This is a genomic window from Azoarcus sp. L1K30, assembly GCF_018122735.1.
Lineage (GTDB): Bacteria > Pseudomonadota > Gammaproteobacteria > Burkholderiales > Rhodocyclaceae > Parazoarcus.
In genome coordinates this window covers 4,892,420-4,910,995 of sequence record NZ_JAGRRD010000001.1, presented here as the reverse complement: position 1 = coordinate 4,910,995, position 18,576 = coordinate 4,892,420, and the positions used below count along the sequence as shown (strand labels likewise).

The 18,576-nt window shown below is 63.8% G+C and carries 17 protein-coding genes; 10 read left to right on the top strand and 7 right to left on the bottom strand.

Features of this window, described 5'->3' with window-relative positions; genetic code table 11:
• Positions 1-139 precede the first annotated feature (139 nt).
• The 7 genes from J5J83_RS22575 (at position 140) to J5J83_RS22550 (ending at position 5,031) form a co-directional block, all read left to right on the top strand.
• Positions 140-1,252 carry an FAD-dependent oxidoreductase gene (locus tag J5J83_RS22575; protein WP_212352585.1) on the top strand — a complete coding sequence of 371 codons (1,113 nt, stop codon included), beginning with the start codon at positions 140-142 and terminating at the stop codon, positions 1,250-1,252.
• Positions 1,253-1,289: 37 nt separating this feature from the next.
• Entirely contained in the window at positions 1,290-1,412 is a 123-nt protein-coding gene (locus J5J83_RS23205) for a hypothetical protein (protein WP_282959143.1), read from the top strand.
• A gap of 21 nt (positions 1,413-1,433) precedes the next feature.
• On the top strand, positions 1,434-2,102 hold the full coding sequence (locus J5J83_RS22570; RefSeq protein ID WP_212352583.1) for a hypothetical protein: 669 nt from the start codon (positions 1,434-1,436) through the stop codon (positions 2,100-2,102).
• Between the two features lie 4 nt (positions 2,103-2,106).
• On the top strand, positions 2,107-3,018 hold the full coding sequence (locus J5J83_RS22565; RefSeq protein ID WP_212352581.1) for an HD domain-containing phosphohydrolase: 912 nt from the start codon (positions 2,107-2,109) through the stop codon (positions 3,016-3,018).
• Between the two features lie 49 nt (positions 3,019-3,067).
• The gene (locus J5J83_RS22560; RefSeq protein WP_212352579.1) at positions 3,068-3,757 is read left to right on the top strand and encodes a haloacid dehalogenase type II; all 690 of its coding nucleotides are present in this window, start codon (positions 3,068-3,070) and stop codon (positions 3,755-3,757) included.
• Positions 3,758-3,999: 242 nt separating this feature from the next.
• A complete protein-coding gene (locus tag J5J83_RS22555) occupies positions 4,000-4,452 on the top strand; it encodes a hypothetical protein (protein ID WP_212352571.1) in 453 nt (150 codons plus the stop codon).
• 183 nt (positions 4,453-4,635) lie between these two features.
• The gene (locus J5J83_RS22550) at positions 4,636-5,031 is read left to right on the top strand and encodes a cytochrome c (RefSeq protein ID WP_212352569.1); all 396 of its coding nucleotides are present in this window, start codon (positions 4,636-4,638) and stop codon (positions 5,029-5,031) included.
• A gap of 162 nt (positions 5,032-5,193) precedes the next feature.
• On the opposite strand, the gene J5J83_RS22545 is transcribed toward J5J83_RS22550, so the two are convergent.
• From J5J83_RS22545 to J5J83_RS22525, 5 genes are all read right to left on the bottom strand, one after another.
• Positions 5,194-7,563, bottom strand: coding sequence for a heavy metal translocating P-type ATPase (locus J5J83_RS22545; RefSeq protein ID WP_212352567.1), 2,370 nt, complete (start codon positions 7,561-7,563; stop codon positions 5,194-5,196).
• A 105-nt stretch (positions 7,564-7,668) separates the two neighbouring features.
• Complete coding sequence (locus tag J5J83_RS22540; protein ID WP_212352565.1) at positions 7,669-8,190, bottom strand: DoxX family protein; 522 nt, start codon at positions 8,188-8,190, stop codon at positions 7,669-7,671.
• Positions 8,174-8,974 carry a DNA-binding domain-containing protein gene (locus tag J5J83_RS22535; protein WP_212352563.1) on the bottom strand — a complete coding sequence of 267 codons (801 nt, stop codon included), beginning with the start codon at positions 8,972-8,974 and terminating at the stop codon, positions 8,174-8,176. The genes J5J83_RS22540 and J5J83_RS22535 overlap by 17 nt, the downstream gene beginning before the upstream one ends.
• Positions 8,971-9,897, bottom strand: a complete 927-nt coding sequence (locus tag J5J83_RS22530; RefSeq protein WP_212352561.1) for a DUF692 domain-containing protein — start codon at positions 9,895-9,897, stop codon at positions 8,971-8,973. The genes J5J83_RS22535 and J5J83_RS22530 overlap by 4 nt, the downstream gene beginning before the upstream one ends.
• A 28-nt stretch (positions 9,898-9,925) precedes the next feature.
• Positions 9,926-10,252, bottom strand: a complete 327-nt coding sequence (locus J5J83_RS22525) for a DUF2282 domain-containing protein (RefSeq protein ID WP_212352559.1) — start codon at positions 10,250-10,252, stop codon at positions 9,926-9,928.
• 263 nt (positions 10,253-10,515) lie between these two features.
• Between J5J83_RS22525 and arsS the strand changes: the two genes are divergently transcribed.
• The 3 genes from arsS to J5J83_RS22510 all read left to right on the top strand — a co-directional run bounded on the left by arsS (position 10,516) and on the right by J5J83_RS22510 (position 14,486).
• A complete protein-coding gene (gene arsS / locus J5J83_RS22520; protein WP_212352557.1) occupies positions 10,516-11,484 on the top strand; it encodes an arsenosugar biosynthesis radical SAM (seleno)protein ArsS in 969 nt (322 codons plus the stop codon).
• A 61-nt stretch (positions 11,485-11,545) separates the two neighbouring features.
• The gene (locus J5J83_RS22515; RefSeq protein ID WP_212352555.1) at positions 11,546-12,175 is read left to right on the top strand and encodes a TIGR04282 family arsenosugar biosynthesis glycosyltransferase; all 630 of its coding nucleotides are present in this window, start codon (positions 11,546-11,548) and stop codon (positions 12,173-12,175) included.
• Positions 12,176-12,338: 163 nt separating this feature from the next.
• Entirely contained in the window at positions 12,339-14,486 is a 2,148-nt protein-coding gene (locus J5J83_RS22510) for a carboxy terminal-processing peptidase (protein WP_212352553.1), read from the top strand.
• Between the two features lie 560 nt (positions 14,487-15,046).
• Here J5J83_RS22510 and J5J83_RS22505 read toward each other — a convergent pair.
• The gene (locus J5J83_RS22505; protein ID WP_212352551.1) at positions 15,047-17,317 is read right to left on the bottom strand and encodes a 3-hydroxyacyl-CoA dehydrogenase/enoyl-CoA hydratase family protein; all 2,271 of its coding nucleotides are present in this window, start codon (positions 17,315-17,317) and stop codon (positions 15,047-15,049) included.
• Positions 17,314-18,501, bottom strand: a complete 1,188-nt coding sequence (locus tag J5J83_RS22500) for an acetyl-CoA C-acyltransferase (protein WP_212352549.1) — start codon at positions 18,499-18,501, stop codon at positions 17,314-17,316. Before J5J83_RS22500 ends, J5J83_RS22505 begins: the two co-directional genes overlap by 4 nt.
• Between the last annotated feature and the right edge of the window lie 75 nt (positions 18,502-18,576).

The following is an 18,576-nucleotide window of genomic DNA, read 5'->3' as shown; positions in this document are numbered from 1 at the left end:
GCACGGGCAGTAGATTCGCGACCACGCTGCCCTGCAAGGATCACCCCTGATCCGGCATGAATATGCCAGCTGATCCACCCCACGCCCCGTGCGGCAGCCGGCCTAGTCTGCCGTTGTCGTGCCTTGGGCAGCGCTGCACGTGACGCATCTCGTCCTCGCAGGTGGCGGACATGCACATCTCTCCGTGCTGGAGCGGCTCGCGCGCGGAAAGCCGCCGGGCATGCGCATCACACTGGTCACCCCCACGCCCTTTCAATACTATTCCGGCATGCTGCCGGGCTGGATGGCCGGCCATTACGCGTTGAATGCGTGCTGCATCGATCTGCGTCCGTTGGCTGAAGCCGCCGGTGCGACCCTGATCACCGAGCATGTTCTCGGCATGGATGCAGACCGGCACCACATACGCCTCGCCAATGGGCGCACAATGGCCTACGACCTGCTTTCGCTCGATGTGGGCAGCGAGACCGATACCTCCGGTCTGCAGGCACTGGGCGATCGCCTGTTGCCGGTGAAGCCCCTCGATGATTTCTTCGATGCATGGCCGCAGGTGCTGGCCACCGCGTCGCGAACGCCGGATTTCCGCTTGAGCGTGATCGGCGGAGGTGCCGCCGGCGTGGAACTGGCGCTCGCGGCAAACCACGCACTCCGTCGTGACGGCAGCACGGCGCAGATCGATCTGATTGTTTCGGAAGCGGGATTGCTGCCAGACCACGCGCCAGGGGTCATCCGCCGTGCCCGGCGCCAGCTCGCCAAGACCAACATCGCGCTCCACTGTTCGCGCGCCAGCGCAGGCGATGCCGGTCTGGTGCTTGCCGGCGGCACCCGGCTTCCGGCACACAAGGTGATCGCCACGACCGGCGCGCGGGCGCTGGGCTGGCTCGGCCGCAGCGGGCTGGCGGTCGATGCGCACGGCTTCATTCTGGTGGACGCGCATCACCGCAGCCTGTCCCATGCCGACGTCTTCGCCGCAGGCGACACCTGCGCGCGCGCGGATGTGCGCATGGCACGCTCGGGCGTACATGCCGTGCACGCCGGACCAATTCTCGCGCACAACCTGATAGCGACCATCGAGGGCAACGCGCTGCGAACGTATCGACCGCACCCCCGCTCGCTCTATCTGCTGGCGACAGGGCCACGCCATGCGATCGCGTCATGGGGCCGATGGTCGGCCGAGGGAAACTGGGTGTGGCATCTGAAAGACCACATCGACCGTGCCTTCATCGCGCGCTTCGTAAGGATTTCCGCCGCCTGAACGACCAAGCGCAAAACCCCGTCTGCGGAGATCCGACATGCAGCCGCTTGCGCCCCGCGCCCCTTACGCACGCCAGCCAGGTGCTTGCAGTAGCGGCATGACCGATCTGACCATGATCTTCGCCCGGCATTCGGCGTACGAGCGCGAGCGCGCCGCCTGAACACGGCAAGGACACGTTCGCATGCACGACGCATTCCCTCCGTATGCCGGTGCCGGAACCGACGCCTCCGCGCCGCGCCTGTCGATCATCGTCCCGGTGTTCAACGACGCCGCGCTGGCCTATGCGCAGTTGCGGCTTCTCGGCCCCTTGCGCCGATGTGGCGTGGAGGTGCTTGCCGTCGACGGCGGCAGCACCGACGACACGCTTGCAGTGGCTCGGCGCCATGCCGTGCGTGCCATCTCGGTACCCGGGCCGCCCGCAATGCAATACAACGTTGCTACCGCCTTCGCCGGCGGCAGGGTGTTGTTGCTGGTCGGCCAGGGCGTCGTACTGCCGGACTTCGTCGACCAGCTGATCGATCAGGCCATGAATGGCAGCAGCTGCGAGTGGGGACGTATCGGGCTACGCTACAGTGGCAGCGCCTGGCGTTGTCTGCTCGCCCGACTGCGGAACACAGGAACGAATCATCGCCGTTGCGGTGTCGAATATCCGATCTTCGTGACGCGCACCGCATTTCTGGCGACCGGGGGCATCCCGCTGCATGCGGACGCGCCGTTTGCGGCGCTGGCCGAGCGCCTCGAAACCGCGCAGCTGAGCGCAACGCGGGTGGACACACCGGCCTGGGTGCGACTGGCTCCCAAGCCTTGGCCGCCAGCCGCAACATGGCCTCGTCGGCCGATCAGGGAGTAGGAAAATGGGACTATTCGATTTCATGCGCGCACGCACGAGCCCACCGGCCAACGCCTCTGCCCCGATGCTTGCAAGCCTTCTGGTCATGGCGTGGATCGTGGAAGCGCGCGATCCCTACACCGGAGGCCATCTGTGGCGGGTGTCGAGATATTCCGCCTTGCTGGCCGAGGCCGCGGGCATTACCGGCGGTGCGCTGGCCCGTATCGAGATCGGCGGCTTCCTGCACGACCTTGGCAAGATCGGCATTCCCGACGCAATCCTGCGCAAGGCAGACCGGCTCAGCGATGAAGAATATGCCGTGATCAGGACCCACCCGGACGTGGGTGCCAGAATGCTGGCCGGACACCCCTTGGCGGCCCTGGTGCTGCCCGCAGTACTGCATCACCATGAAACACCCGACGGACGTGGCTACCCTCACGGGCTGGCAGGTGAAGAGATTCCGCTCGACGGCCGCCTCGTCGGCATCTGCGACGCATTCGATGCGATGACCAGTTCCCGTCCCTATCGCGCGGGAATGCCTATTCAGACGGCACTCGACATCATCCGCGGCCGTCTCGGCACGCAGTTCGACGCCGAACTCGGAACACGCTTCATTGCGCTGGGCGAGGCAGGCGCACTCGACCATATTGCCGGACACAGTGACAACGGCATACCCTTACAACACTGCGTCATGTGTGGCCCGACGCTCGTGGTACGCCGCGAGGCCAGAATCGGGGAAGACCTGTATTGCCGTTCCTGCGGAGGCGAATACCATTTGCAAGCAGGAGATGACGGGCGTCCGCTTGCGGTGCCCACCGGACGCAGGGGAGGCCCTGCCGAACTCGAACCCGAGGCCGACAACGATCTGATTGCGCGAGTGATTCAGGGCGCTGCCACTCGCGCGCCAATCGAGGCCATGATGATGGATAGTGATTGAGAACGATATTGACAGGACACCATCAACACCGGAAACGGAGAGCTCATCGATGACGGCACTGCGACTGAAGGGAATCGAAGCATGCGTTTTCGATGCCTATGGCACGCTGTTCGACATATCGAGCGTGGCCGAAGGTGCGGAGTCGGCGCTGGGCGACAAGGCGAAGCCAGTGCTGGATTTGTGGCGGGCAAAGCAGCTCCAGTACACCTGGTTGCGCGGGCTGGCAGGACACCACGCGGATTTCTGGCAAGTCACCGGCGAGGCCCTGAGCTTTGCACTGGCCAGCTTCGACCTCGACCGCGCCGAACTCAAGGTGCAACTGATGGCCGCCTACATGAGCATTCAGGCATATCCGGAAGTGGCCGAGACCCTGCGGCAGCTCAAGGACGACGGTATGCGTCTGGTGATTCTGTCCAACGGCTCGCCGGCGATGCTGACCGCGGCAGTTACCAATGCCAGGCTCAAGCCCTTCTTCGACAAGATCCTGTCGGTCGAAGAGGTCGGCATTTTCAAGCCACATCCACTGGTCTATGCCCTGCCCGAGAAGCATCTGGGGGTCGCGGCAGGGCGCTGCTGCTTCATTTCGTCCAACAGCTGGGATGCGTTCTCAGCCAAAGCCTATGGCTACCGGGTGATGTGGTGCAATCGTTTCAACCAGCTCCCCGAATGCCTGCCGACGATGCCGGACGGCGTGATGTCAAGCCTGGCCACCTTGCCCGGGGTCGTGTTGCCGCGCTAACAGGCTGATGCAGGAACTGGCGATACTCCGTCAAAAGTCGGGCTCCGTCGACTTCGCCTGCCTTGTTCCGGAGCACATGGAAGCCGGAACGGTCGTCACGCGACGGTGACCGACTGAGCGCCGCCTGCGGCCAGAGTGAAGATTGAACCGCGCCGAAGATGACAGCAATGTCATCTCCGGGTCAGCGTTTGGTGGGGATGACGGACGTAAACTGAAAGCCAGTCGTCAAAGGGAGCATCAACATGAAAACCGTGACAATGACAATCCTGGCAATGTCCGCCCTCCTGGCAGCCCCGGCGTTCGCGGACTCGAACCACCATCCCGTACGCGGCGCCGACGCGGTCGAGAAGCCGGCCAGCGCCATGTTCGAGCGCATGCAGGACAACCTCAAGATCATGCAGGCACAGCTTCAGCGCGCTGCCGGCGCAAGAACCGATCAGGAACGGGCGCAGGCCATGGAAGAGCACATGCTGACCATGCGCGAAAACATCGGCATGGCGCAGAACCTGCGTGGCGGCACGGCGGACTGCCCGATGATGCAGGGGGGGGCCATGATGGGAATGATGGGCGGCGGCGGAGCGCCGGCAGACATGGGGGTGCGCATGCACAACATGGAGCAGCGCATGGACATGATGCAGATGATGATGCAACGCATGCAAGGGGCCGGAGTACCGCCAATGCCGATGTCGAGGTAGGTCCTTCGGAAGCGGTGAAGTTCGGCACGCCGCGCGTGGCTGACGCTGCTGCGATGACCTGGTCGAGACCCGGGATCGCAGGTCCGTGTCGCTGGACAGCCACGAACACAGACGCGTGCCGATCCGGCGCCGTGCCCCTGTTGCTCGGCTCCCGCGAGGCGGAGCGGAGCGGCAATGATCTGAATGGAAGCAGACATGAAAAGAACCCATGGTATTGCCTCGCTGCTTGCGCTGATGGCACTTTCGGCCGGTGTAACGGCGCAAACCTTCGATGTGCCCAGGCCATCGCCCGGCCTGATGCCGAATCCGGCCGCCGGCAAGACGCTATACGAGAAAAACTGCGCCTCGTGCCATGGCGCGGATTTGAAGGGGACGGAAAAAGGCCCGCCCTTTCTGCACAAGGTCTACGAACCGTCTCATCACGGCGATATGGCGTTTCAACTCGCGGTAGGTAGCGGCTCGCGCGCCCATCATTGGAACTTCGGCGACATGAAGCCCGTACCCGGTTTGTCGCCCGATGATGTCGCACACATCACGGCCTATGTCCGCATGCATCAACGCAAGGTGGGTATTCGATAGTGCCCGGGCGCCGCGCGAGCGGCACTCCCGGAATATGCGCGCATCAGCTCGTCAGGCACCGCGTCGACGGCGTTCGGATCGAACCGGGAGCCCTCGACGGCCATCACGTCACGGACGACATCCCTGACCGGTACCTCGTTACGCGTGGTGTATCCGTGCGCGTCAGATATCGACGCGCCGCAAGCGCAAAGCGTTGGCAACAACCGAGACGGATGACATGCTCATGGCCACGGCGGCAAAGATGGGGGAGATAAGGATGCCGAGGAAGGGGTAGAGCACCCCGGCGGCCACCGGCACCCCGGCGGCGTTGTACACCAGGGCAAAAAACAGGTTCTGACGGATGTTGCGCATGGTGGCGACCGACAGTTTCCGCGCACGCACGATGCCGGTCAGTTCGCCCTTGACCAGGGTAAAACCGGCACTCTCGATGGCCACGTCAGCGCCTGTACCCATCGCGATGCCAACGTCGGCTTGAGCCAGCGCCGGCGCGTCGTTGACGCCGTCACCCGCCATTGCCACCTTGTGCCCAGCCGCCTGCAGTTCCGTGACAATACGCGCCTTGTCTGCCGGCAGCACGTCAGCGCGAATCTCGTCGATGCCGAGGCGTGCAGCCACTGCGCGCGCGGTGCGTTCGTTGTCGCCGGTGGCCATGACAATGCGCAGCCCCAGTTCGTGCAAGGCCTTCAGAGCCTCCGGTGTACTGTCCTTGATCGGATCGGCCACGCTGACCAGACCGGCAACTTCGTTGCCGATCAGCACGAACATCACGGTCTCGCCCTGATCGCGACGGCGATTGGCTTCAGCCATGTCCCGGTAGCCGTCCACACCCATTTCCTCGAGCAGTCTGGCATTCCCCAACGCCACGGCCCTGCCATCGACGGTACCCTTGACGCCCTTGCCGGTGAAAGCCGCAAACGCCTCCGTCTTGGCCAGGGAAATGCCGCGCGCTTCCGCGCCACTCACAATCGCTTCGGCCAGCGGGTGCTCGGAAGCACGCTCCAGGCTGGCCGCCAGAAATAGCACCTCGTCCCCGTCGTATCCCGCCGCGGGCAGTACCTCGACCAGTCTGGGCTTTCCCACAGTGAGCGTGCCGGTCTTGTCCACGATCAGGACATCGACCTTGGCGAAGCGCTCCAGCGCCTCGGCGTTCTTGATCAGCACGCCCGCCTGGGCACCGCGGCCGGTCGCGGTCATGATCGACATCGGCGTGGCGAGCCCCAACGCGCATGGGCAGGCGATGATCAGCACCGCCACAGCGGACACCAATGCATAGGCCAGTGCGGGCGTCGGCCCCCAGACGGCCCACCCGACAAAGGCCATCACCGCAATAGCGAGCACGGCCGGGACGAATTTGCCCGCCACCGAATCGGCGAGCTTCTGGATCGGTGCGCGAGAGCGCTGCGCGTTGGCCACCATGTCGACAATCTGCGACAACAGGGTGTCGGCGCCGACCCGTTTGGCTTCGATGATGAGTGAGCCGGTGCCGTTGATCGTCGCGCCGGTAACGGCGTCGCCTTCGGTTTTCTCGACCGGCACGGACTCGCCGGAGAGCATCGATTCGTCGATCGACGAGCGCCCTTCGACGACCACGCCATCGACTGGCACCTTGTCGCCGGGGCGCACCCGCAAGCGGTCGCCCACCGCGACATCCTCGAGCGGGATCTCTTCTTCGCGATCGTCGGCGCGGATGATGCGCGCCGTCTTCGGGGCCAGATCGAGCAGCGCGCGGATCGCCGAGCCGGTGCGTTCGCGCGCGCCCAACTCCATCAACTGACCGAGCAGCACCAGCACCACAATAACCGCGCCGGCCTCGAAGTACACCCCGACATGGCCCTCGGCATCCCTGAAACCCGCCGGGAAGATGTCGGGCAACAGTACCGCCGCCACGCTGAACAGGTAGGCTGACCCCACGCCGAGCGAGATCAGCGTGAACATGTTGAGGCTGCGGCTGATCACTGATCTGACGCCGCGCTCGAGGAACGGCCAACCGGCCCACAGGATGACCGGGGAGCCCAGCAGCAGCTCGGCCCACTGTGCCGCACGCTCGCCAAACATCTCGCGCAGGAAGCCCAGTCCCACCATCGGGCCCATGGTCAGGATCAGCAGTGGGACGGTAAGCACGGCACCGACCCGGAAGCGGCGCCGGAAGTCGATCAACTCCGGGGGCGGTCCGGCATCCTCGGTCGGCACACCCATCGGCTCCAGCGCCATGCCGCACTTCGGGCACTCGCCGGGCGCATCGCGCACGATCTCGGGGTGCATCGGGCAGGTATATTTCATACCCTTGGGGGCCGGTTCGGCCGGCGCGTGCGCGCCGGTGAGGTAGCGCGCCGGATCGGCCACGAACTTTTCGTGGCACTTGCTGGAGCAGAAATGGTAGGTCTGGCCATCGTGCTCGGTGCTCGGCCTGTTGGTGCCGGGCACGACGATCATGCCGCAAACCGGGTCCTTGAACGGCTTGGCGGAGTGCTCATGCTGGCAATCGGTGGCATGCCCGGTGTGACCGGGAGAGCCCGAATCGTGTGTGTTCATGTGTGCGCTCCCCAATGATATTGGCGACTGACCGCGCTCATGAGTTCGACGTCGGCGCTCCTGCGTGAGTTCGCCAATGGGGAGAAAAGATGGGCCGCGCCTTGGTCAACGCCGTGCGATCCAGTGGTCGAGCGACACCCTGCCCGGCCCGTTCGCGATCAGATACAGCAGCACAGCCGCCCACACCCCGTGCGTCGGATAGGCGTCAGGATAGACGAAGAGCTGGATGGTCAGCGTCATCACCAGCAGAGCCAGCGCGGACAGCCTCGTCATCAAGCCGAGCAGCAGCAGAATCGGGAACAGATGCTCGGCAAACGCGGCCATCGGCGCGGCGAGCTCCGGCGGGATCAGCGGCAGCCGATACTCTTCCTGGAACAGGTACAGCGCCGAATCAGACAGCCTCGGCACCCCCAGACTGAACTCGCCGTTGATGAGGTCGATGGCGAGTCCCTCGACTTTGGTCTGGCCAGACTTCCAGAAGACCGCGGCAATCGAAAAGCGACCGACGAAAGCGATCAGCGACGGTGGGATGCGCGAGAGCAGTCCGACGCCGCATTCGGCCCACTGCGCCAGCCCGGTTCTCTCCGTGGCGGGCGCGCGTACTGCAGATTCAACATGTGTGTTCATGGTCATGATCTCCGGTAAGGCGTGCAGTGATGATCTCGTGCTGCAGTACGAGGCCAAGTGCGGCCGCGAGATCGAAGGCAGGATCGAGCAGACTGGCGGCATGATGAGCAGCGCCGAGCTCGGCCCCGTGGACGAGGTCGTCGATGAAAACCGCGCTTGCGGGGTCGAGCAGGACGCAGCGCACGTCGAACCCTGCGCGCAGTACCAGCACCGCCTCCGCCAGCATCGGATCGACCGCGGACAGATCGCCCTCGCCCTGATGTGCTGCCCACAGCGAGTGCACCGCGTATTTCGAGCGCAGCACGGCCACCGAGGGATGCAACCGGACGCGCAGTCCTGGCAGTTGCGCCGGAGTGGCGAGTACGGCCGCAATCTCCGACAGCGGCAGCGGCAATGCATCGGCCGCATGGCAGGCTTCGAGACGCGTCATTTCGAGGCGGGCGACGTCCGCCAGATAGGGCACCGACGCTGCCGGCGCAAAGGTGCTGACGAACGCTGGAAACTCCCGGCCGTAGAACGCCAGCACCCGCGCACGTGGCGGGTGATCGGTGACGAAGACCCGGGCCATCGCACGAAAGAAGGTCTCGCCCACCAGTTCGCAACACACTGGAAAGGTGTCCGCCAGTGCATCGACCAACGAGACCAGGACGTTGTTACGGTACACCGCGAAACGCGCATTCGGGTCGGATCCGTTCCAGGTTCGCAGGCCGCGCGGACATTCGCGCCCGGCGTCGAGCAGCGCAGCCGCAAAATCGCCTTGTCCGACGTGCATGGCGCCGTTCATGCCGGCACCTGCACGACCCGTCGCACTCGCACACTGTCCGCCATGTTTTGCCCGGCCTGCCCGCACAGCGTGCGGTCGGCGCGATGAGCCTCGGCGAGCAGCACATCGAATGCCGGGACATCGTTGTCGCGCTCGATCAGGGTCGCCACGGCACCGGTCAGCGTAATTACTTCGGCATACAGCGCCCACACCACCTCGGCCACGGGTGCGCCGTGGCTGTCGATGAGCAATGGATCGCCCGCCGCGTCAGTCTGGGTGGCGAAACCCGCGAGATGAATCTCCCCGACCTGATCGAGGGGCAATGCGCGCACATAGGCGTGCGGGTCACGGCCATGATTGACGCAGGAAACGTGGATGTTGTTAACATCGAGCAGCAGGCCGCAGCCGGTGCGCCGCACCACTTCGGAAATGAATTCGGGCTCGCTCATGGTCGACGCCTCGAACTCCAGGTAAGTCGCCGGGTTCTCGAGCAGCATGCTGCGGCCGAGGTGAGACTGCACCTGATCGACGTGCGCACACACACGCGCGAGCGTGGCCGCGGTGTACGGCACGGGCAGCAGATCATTGAGGAACACGTCGCCGTGGGTCGACCACGCCAGGTGCTCCGAAAACGACTGCGGCTCATAGCGCGCCACCAGTGCCGCCAGCGCGTCGAGGTGGGTGCGATCGAGGGCCGCCTCGGCCCCGATCGACATCCCGACCCCGTGCACCGACAGCGCATATTGCTCGCGGATGCGTTCCAGAAAGTGGGGCAGCGAACCGCCCGGCACCATGTAGTTCTCGGCATGGACTTCAAAGAAGCCGATATCGGGACAGGTGCTCAACACCGCCTCGAAGTGCGCGGGCTTGAGCCCCAGCCCGGCGCGTGCCGGCAGGGTCGGGGCGCCGGCCGTGCGACGCATTTCAGACCGATGCGATGACATACGACGCCTCCGTTCCGTGGCTGGCCGCTCAGACCTTCTTTTCCTTGAAGGCTTCAAGCTGGCCGTAGCCGCTCGGCGAAGTCTTCGACATGGTCTTCTCGCAAGTGCCTTTGGGTACCAGCGACCACGCGTTGCCCTGATGATCGATCTTCGACGTGCCGGCGCATGTCGTGCCGGGGCCGGCAGCGCAGTCGTTCTTGCCCTTGAGTGCCACGCCGAAGCACTTTTCCTTGTCCATCGATTGTGCGGCGGCTGGCGTGGCAGCGATGCCGATGGCAGCACTCAGGGCCAGCGCCATGGCGGCGGCAGAAGCATAGCGAGTGGCGGCGGATTGGGTCCTGGTGGATTGCGACATGGTGAATCTCCTTCGAAGCTTGGGGAAAAACGGTTTGGGGAATGACACGCTGAACATGATGCTTGGCGTGTTGCTGCATTCGTCGGCGCATGACCTGCTTTCTTACACGGCAATCGTGATCATTCGCGAAAGGCGCAATCGTCAAGGGGTATCACGCCGAACCTCCGCGCTTGATGTAAGGTCTGAGCAGCGACGACCGACAAAGAAACGGGGTGACCGTGCGCACGGTTGCCAAAACGCACGCAAGAATTGAAAGGACCTTCATGCACGCCACGCTGCCCCTGCTCCAGGCCACGAACTTTCCGGCCTTGCGCCGCCACCGTCTGAGTACGCTGCAGGTCAATCTGGGCTATCGCTGCAATCAGACCTGTGTGCACTGCCATGTCAATGCCGGCCCCAACCGCAGTGAAATGATGGACGCGGACAACATCGCGCTGATCAGCCAGGTGATCGCCGCCCGCGGCATCGAGACGCTCGACCTGACCGGTGGCGCACCGGAGCTGCATCCGGCGTTCAGGCAGGTGGTGCGCTCGGCACGGGCGCAGGGCGTGAAAGTGATCGACCGCTGCAACCTGACGATCGTGTTCGAGCCGGGGCAGGCAGATCTTGCACCCTTCCTCGCCGAACAGCGGGTCGAGGTGGTCGCCTCGCTGCCCTGCTATTCGCTGAAGAACGTGGACCGCCAGCGCGGCAAGGGCAGCTTCGACAAGAGCATCGCCGCGCTGCAGCAGTTCAACGCGCTAGGCTATGGGCAGCCGGATTCGGGGCTGGTGCTGAACCTCGTCTACAACCCGCAAGGTCCGTCCTTACCGCCCGGCCAAACGGCACTGGAAGCCGACTACAAGCGCGAACTGTTCGCGCATTTCGGCATCGTGTTCAACGAACTTTATGCACTGGCCAACATGCCGATTCAGCGTTTCGGCTCGACGCTGATCTCCAGGGGCGAATTCAACCGCTATATGGCGCTGCTGCAAGCGAGTTTCCGCCAGGATAATCTCGCCGGTGTGATGTGCCGCAGCCTGGTCAGTGTCGATTGGCAGGGGCACCTTTACGATTGCGATTTCAACCAGCAACTGGGCCTCGCGCTGCCAAGCCCGCGCATGTCGGCACGTCCGCATCTGCGCGACCTGCTGCGCGTCGATCCCGCCGACGACGGGATCCGCGTGGCCGATCACTGCTATGGCTGCACCGCTGGTCAGGGCAGTAGTTGCGGCGGTGCACTGCACGACTGAGGGGCGTGCCCGCGTCGCTTGTCGGCATCTTCTCGACAGACCCTTCGACGCATCGAGTCCGATGAACGACACCCACATCATCATCTTTGCCAAGGCGCCCGTCGCCGGCTTCGCCAAGACCCGACTGAATCCGGTGCTCGGTGCGCATGGCGCGGCACGTCTGGCACAACGCATGCTGCTGCACACGGTTGCGCATGCAATGGCGGCGCAGACCGGTACGGTCGAGCTGTGCGTCACGCCGTCGCCGGCAGACCCTGCCTGGCATGCGCTGTCGCTGCCCGCAGCGCTGCGCTGGTCGGCACAGGGCGAAGGCGATCTCGGTGCCCGCATGGCTCGCGCGGCCCGCCGGGTGCTCGATGCCGGGCAACCGGTGCTGCTCATCGGTACCGACTGCCCGACGCTCGATGCAACGGTGTTGCGCGCCGCGGCGCAGGCGCTACACGCGCACGACGCCGTACTCGGCCCCAGCGCCGATGGTGGCTATGTGCTGCTGGGATTGAAGCGCTTCGACGCCGCCCTTTTCGATGACATCCCATGGAGCACGTCCGCGGTCGCGGGCATGACCCTGGCGCGGATGGCCCGGGCGGGGTGGCGCGTTCATCAGTCCGCGCCTGCACACGACATCGACCTGCCCGAAGATCTCCAGTGGCTGCCCGCCGACTGGCGTGTGCAAGATCGCAATCTCCGGTAACAGAACTGAAACGGAGCGCGCGGGTCTTATTGGCTTGGCTGCGGGCTGTTAAGCTTGCATCACTTGGTGGCCGCTTCGTCCGTACGGTGTCGGCCCACACCGACCTCATCGGATCGTTCAACACGCGGCAGTGCATTGCGCACACAGTTCTGGAGCACCCAACATGAAGCGACACCTCCCGTGGATCATTCTCGCCCTGGCAGGCGCGGCACACGCCGCCATGCCGGCGCCGGCCACGTTGACACCGGACGAGACACAGACCGAGACCGCACTGGTCGCGGCGAACCTGCTGTCGCGTTATCACTACCAGGCCATGCCGCTCGACGACAGCATGTCGGAGAAGATCTTCGATCGCTATCTCAAGGCGCTGGATCCGGACCGGATCTTCTTCCTCCAGTCCGACATCGATCAGTTCGCGACATCCCGCACGACGCTCGACGACGCCATTCTCCAGCGCCGGCTGGATATCCCGTTCGAGCTCTACAACCGTTACGTGCAACGCGTGCAGGAGCGGTTCGACCTTGCGCGCAAACTGCTCGAGCGCGGATTCGACTTCAGCATCGACGAGCGCTATCAATACGTGCGCACCGACGCGCCATGGCCGGCATCGACCGCCGAACTCGACGACCTGTGGCGCAAGCGGGTCAAGAACGACTGGTTGCGCCTGAAGCTTGCCGGCAAGAACGACAAGGCGATTCGCGAAACACTGGGCAAACGGTACGAGAACGCGCTCTCGCGCACCGCTCGGACCAAGAGCGACGATGTGTTCCAGGTGTTCATGAACGCCTACGCCAATTCCATCGAGCCCCATACCAGCTACCTGGGACCACGCGCATCGGAGAATTTCGCCATCTCGATGAAGCTGTCGCTGTTTGGCATCGGGGCCGTGCTGCAGGAGCGCGAAGACTACGTCACCATCCGCGAACTGGTCGCCGGCGGCCCGGCAAGCAGCTCCGGAAAACTCGCGGTGGGCGACCGCATTGTCGGCGTCTCGCAGGGCGAAAAGGCCACCATGACCGAAGTCGTCGGCTGGCGGGTCGATGATGTGGTCGTGCTCATCCGCGGACAGAAGGGCACGACCGTCGTGCTCGACGTCCTGCCCGCCGATGCCGGCCCCGATGCCGAACACAAGCGGGTGGTGCTCGTGCGCGACAAGATCAACCTCGAGCAGCAGGCGGCGAGCAAGTCGGTCATCGAGATCGGCAAGGGTGACGCACGCCGGCGCATCGGCATCATCACGCTGCCGACCTTCTATCAGGACGTTGGCGCGCGCCGCAACGGCAACGACAATTTCCGCAGCGCCAGCCGCGATGTCGCGCGCCTGCTGTCGGAGCTGAAGACCGCAAAAGTCGATGCGGTGCTGATGGACCTGCGCAATAACGGCGGCGGCTCGCTCGACGAGGCCATCTCGCTGACCGGACTCTTCATCGACACCGGACCGGTCGTACAGCAACGCAACGCCCAGGGCAGGTTGCGGGTGGAAGCTGACGGTGAGGCCGGAGAGGCGTGGGACGGTCCACTCGGGGTGCTGATCAACCGTGCGTCGGCCTCGGCCTCCGAAATTTTCGCGGCCGCGATCCAGGATTACGGCCGGGGGGTAATCATCGGCGAGCAGAGTTTTGGCAAGGGCACGGTACAGACCCTCCTCAACCTCGACGAGATGGCCAACAACGCCAAACCGAAGTTCGGTGAATTGAAGATGACCGTGGCGCAGTTCTTCCGCATCGCCGGCGGAACGACGCAACTGCGCGGTGTCAGCCCGGACATTACGCTACCTTCGGCATCCGACACCGAGCAGTTCGGCGAGTCGAGCTTCGACAACGCATTGCCGTGGACGCAGGTCAAACCGGCCGCATACAGCCCGGACAACCACATTGCCGAGCTGTTGCCGGTTCTGAATCAGCGCCACGCCGCACGCGTTGCGGCCGATGCGGGTTATCGCGACCTGCAGCAGGACATCGACGAACTGATTGCGCTGCGCAAGCGCAACGAGATCTCACTCAATGAGACGGAACGGCGCAAGGAACGCAGCGCGCAGGAGGCCCGTATCAAGGCACGCAAACTGGCCAGCGCCGGACGCGCAGGCTCGGAGACCACCAATCCCGACCTCTCCGCGCTGCGCGACGACGGCCTGATTGCCGGTGAGCGCAGCCTGCGCGCCGAACTGGCCGCCGAGAAGTCGAGCAAACTCAGCCGCGACGTGCTGCGCGACGAAGCCACCTCGATCCTGGGGGACATGGTGGAACTGCTGCAGGCAGAAGGCGGCCTGGCGGCGAGAACGCCAAAACCGGCCGAGGCGCGCGTCAACTGACACACAGGGTGCAAGGCGCGGTCCGCACGGAACCGTGCCCTGACCGGCCTTGCCGCTGACGCGCAATACAATGAAACCGGCTACCGATTCCGCCCCAAAGCAGGCCGGTCCCTCCGGTGCAGCTCTTACCACGTGTTCTGACCGAAACCCTGCCAGCAACGCCAATCCAAAGTAGGCCACTGATTCCGCTAGCGTTCCGCGATGCGAACCGCAATCAAGCGCGTCATTCATTCCGATCCGATGAGGAAGTAACGAGTGCGGGGAAGCGGATGTTCAACGGAGAAGTCAGCCGGCTGCGGCGGCGGCCCACCCAAAAAAGCCGGCCCGCCAATGTTGATTCATGGCGGGCCGGAAAACCCGGCAGTGGGAGGAGAGGTTGAGGACCATGAGTCAACTGCCGGGAAAACCAGTGACGCCAGTGGAGGGGTAGATATTCAACCCAGCGCACTTACAAGCAACTTTCCCCAGAATCTTGTGTTCGGGGCACGCAAGAGATTGCTCGCGATTTCCGTCACCCCGTTGAATGGCCCAAGCTTGTCCCTTGGCTGAGCCGGTGGCTTTCAGTTCATCAGTGGCTTGCCGTGTGCCAGCATGTGCGCGATGCGCTCGCGCGCTTCGACCCTGGCAAACAACGCCAGATCGACTTCGCGCTCCCGATCGGACATGCCCCTTTCCCAGTCCGGCTCAGTTGCACTCATCAGCACACTGAGAAGTGCTTCTTCAAGTTCGCGCTGATAGCCGCCGGAAGCCAACTGCAGATCATTTGGGACCGCCATCACAGGGGCACATGATCTATGCGATGGCGACTGCCGCAGCGCGAGCGCCTTTTGTTTGGCGTCAAACAGCACTCGCCCCACATTCATGCTGATGCCATCACTGTCACGCAGGAATCCGAGCGCCCTGGCCTCCTGCGCTGACGCTGCAACCGCACTCGTTCTGAGCAACTCAAAGCACTGGACAATTGCGTTCTCGGTACCGAAACGCTCGGCACAGCGCTTAAGCAACTCCCGGCATCCGCCCCAACCCGGCACGATACCCACCTGCACTTCCACCAAGCCCATGCTCGCGTCTGCATGCGCCTGAATGGCGTGGCAGTGAAGCAGCAATTCCAGACCTCCCGCCAGTGCCGCGCCCAGCGGCGCACCCACTACAGGCACCTGCGCCTGCTGAATCTGCTTGAATACGTCCTGCCCTGTCTGAATGAAACGTGCTGCAGCAGCGGGGGTCCTGGCGGTCTCGAGCACGATCCTCAGGTCGGCCCCAGCAGCAAACACAGGCCCTTCGTGATAAAACACCAGGGCTTTGTCAGCCGCGACCGCTTCGTTCAGCGTCAATTGAATGTCATCGAGCAGTTCGAGGCCTATGGTGGGTACTTTGCCATTGAATTCGAGGCACCAAACGTCGTCGCCCAGATCCCACAGCGTGGAACGCGACCGCTGATGAAGACGTGCGCCAGCGGCAAGATCCTGCAACTGCAGCGTTCCCGCCGCCCGCTCGCGCGTCTGATATTCTCCCTCCGCATCCAGCACCCGCATCTGCTCGCCGTCTTTCATGAAGATCGGCCGGCCCCGAGCATGATTGAGAAAACTGGCTGGGGCGACACCTTCTTCCCGCAATCGCCGGGAAAACGCGTCAAGGCCAAGGCGGTCGATCATCTCAAACGGGCCCCATGTCCAGTTGTAGCCCAGCTTCATCGCCAGATCGAAGTCCCGCGGGCTGTCGGCGGCCTCCGGGATCAGCTTGGCCGCATAGTTCAGCACGCGTGAAAGCACCCGCCACGCGAATCGACCGCCTCGATCATCGGCCAGGACCAAGTCGGCAAGCTGCCCGGCCTTCAGTGCCGCACTGGCGATGGAGACATCGCCTGGCGCTCTGTATTGGAGCGAATCCAGATCGATCACCTCCCGCACGCGTCGCCCGTCCGCATCCTTTCGCTGTCGATAAAACCCTTGCAGGATGCTTCCCTTGCGGCCCTTGTAGCCCTTTTCGAGCATGCCCTGTACGGTTCCCGAAATTTCACTGACAGCCGAAAAATCATCATCCGGCGGCAGTAGCGTGCGGAGACTCTCTACGGCGGCGGACATCAGGTCGATCCCCACCAGATCCCACAGCCCGAAAACACCCGTCTTGGGGAACCCGCAAACGCGCATGATGGCGTCCGCTTCCTCCACCGTCAGCCCGTGCGCCACGGCCTCCTGCAATGCCACCTGCATCCAGAATACGCCGATCCGATTCCCGATAAAGCCGGGCCGGTCAGCGCAACGGACAACGGTTTTTCCCATACAGCGATCGTTGAACTCGGTGACGCGCTCGATGACATCCTCAGCGGTATCGCTCCCCGTCACCAGCTCCATCAGACGCATATGGCGTGGTGGGTTGAAGTAATGGGTCACCACAAAATGCCGGCGAAATTCGTCCGGAAGCCCTTCGAGCAATCGCGCCAGCGGAATGGTCGATGTGTTCGACGACACGATGGCATCGGGGCGTCTGATCTCGGCGAGCTTTCGGTACAGCGTCTGCTTGACGTCCAGCCGCTCAATCACGACTTCAATGATCCAATCGCAGCTTGCGAGCGCATTGATGTCGTCCTCCAGGTTCCCGACCTGTATGCGTGACGCCAGCGAAGGATGCATCAACCCACCCGAACTCCCTGCGCCGATCAGCCGATCGAGGGCCCCTTGGGCCATGGCATTTCGATCGCCTGCCCCATCTGGCAGGATGTCCAGCAGTACAACCTCGGTGCCGCCATTCGCGGCCTGAGCAGCAATGCCCGCCCCCATGACACCTGCGCCTATGACGCCTACCTTGCGAATCCGGGCATCCTTGATCATGCCAGGCGCTCCACCACGAGTGCGATCCCTTGCCCCCCGCCAATACACATGGTGACAAGGCCGAGGCGACCGTCGATGCGCTCAAGCTCGGCAATCGTCTTGACGATGATGATCGAGCCCGTCGCACCGACCGGATGCCCCAAAGCGACTGCGCCGCCGTTCGGATTGACCTTGGCTTCATCGAAGCCGAGCGAGCGGGCCACTGCGATGGCCTGCGACGCAAATGCCTCGTTTGATTCGATGACATCGAAATCGGTGACCTTCAAGCCAGTGTCGGCAAGCACCCGCTGAACCGCCGGAATCGGTCCGAGCCCCATCATGTCGGGGGCGACACCTGCGAAAGCGTATGCACGCAGACACGCGCGTGGTTTGAGCCCGCGGCGCGCCGCTTCAGCCCTGCTCGTGAGAACCATCGCGGCCGCCCCGTCATTCAGGCTGGATGCGTTGCCCGCCGTGACGATCCCGTCCTTCCTGAATGCCGGCTTCAGGCGAGCAAGCGAATCCAGGGTGGTCTCTGCACGCGGGTGCTCGTCACGACTGACCGTGATCTCCTTTCGACCATGTCGTGCGACGACCGGCACGATCTGGGCATCGAAACGCCCCGCCTCGATAGCCTCGCATGCACGACGATGACTTTCGACGGAGAAGGCATCGAGATCCGTGCGCGTGAGCCCGTATTCGCGGGCGATGTTTTCCGCCGTCATGCCCATGTGACCACTGCCGAACGGGTCGCTCAGGGTGTCTGCCGTCAGATCAAGCACCTCGCCGCGGCCCAATCTCAACCCCTGCCTTACACCAGGCAGCAGATAGCCGCCCTGGCTCATGGATTCCGCTCCGCCTGCGAGCGCAATCCGACTGTCCCCCAGCATGATCATTTGCGCTGCTGAAATGACCGATTGAACGGCTGAGCCGCACAAACGATTGACATTGAACGCTGCCGAGCTCTTTTGCAGGCCCACGTTCAAACCGATGTGTCGTGCCAGATAGGCATCTGCCGGTCCGGTGGTGATGATGTGACCAAACACCGAGTGGTCAATGTCTTCAGCCGGCACCCCGGAGCGGCGAATGGCTTCGGCTGCCGCAGCCGTACCCAGCTCCACCGGCTTGACGGCGGAAAGACTCCCGCCGAAATCCCCGATCGCGGTTCGTGCCGCATCCAGAATCACAACACCCTTCAATTGCATCGCTCGTACTCCAACGTGTGTCTCTTGATTGCGCTCGATTCAGTCCGCACGGGACCGTCGGCGCGTCGTGCATCT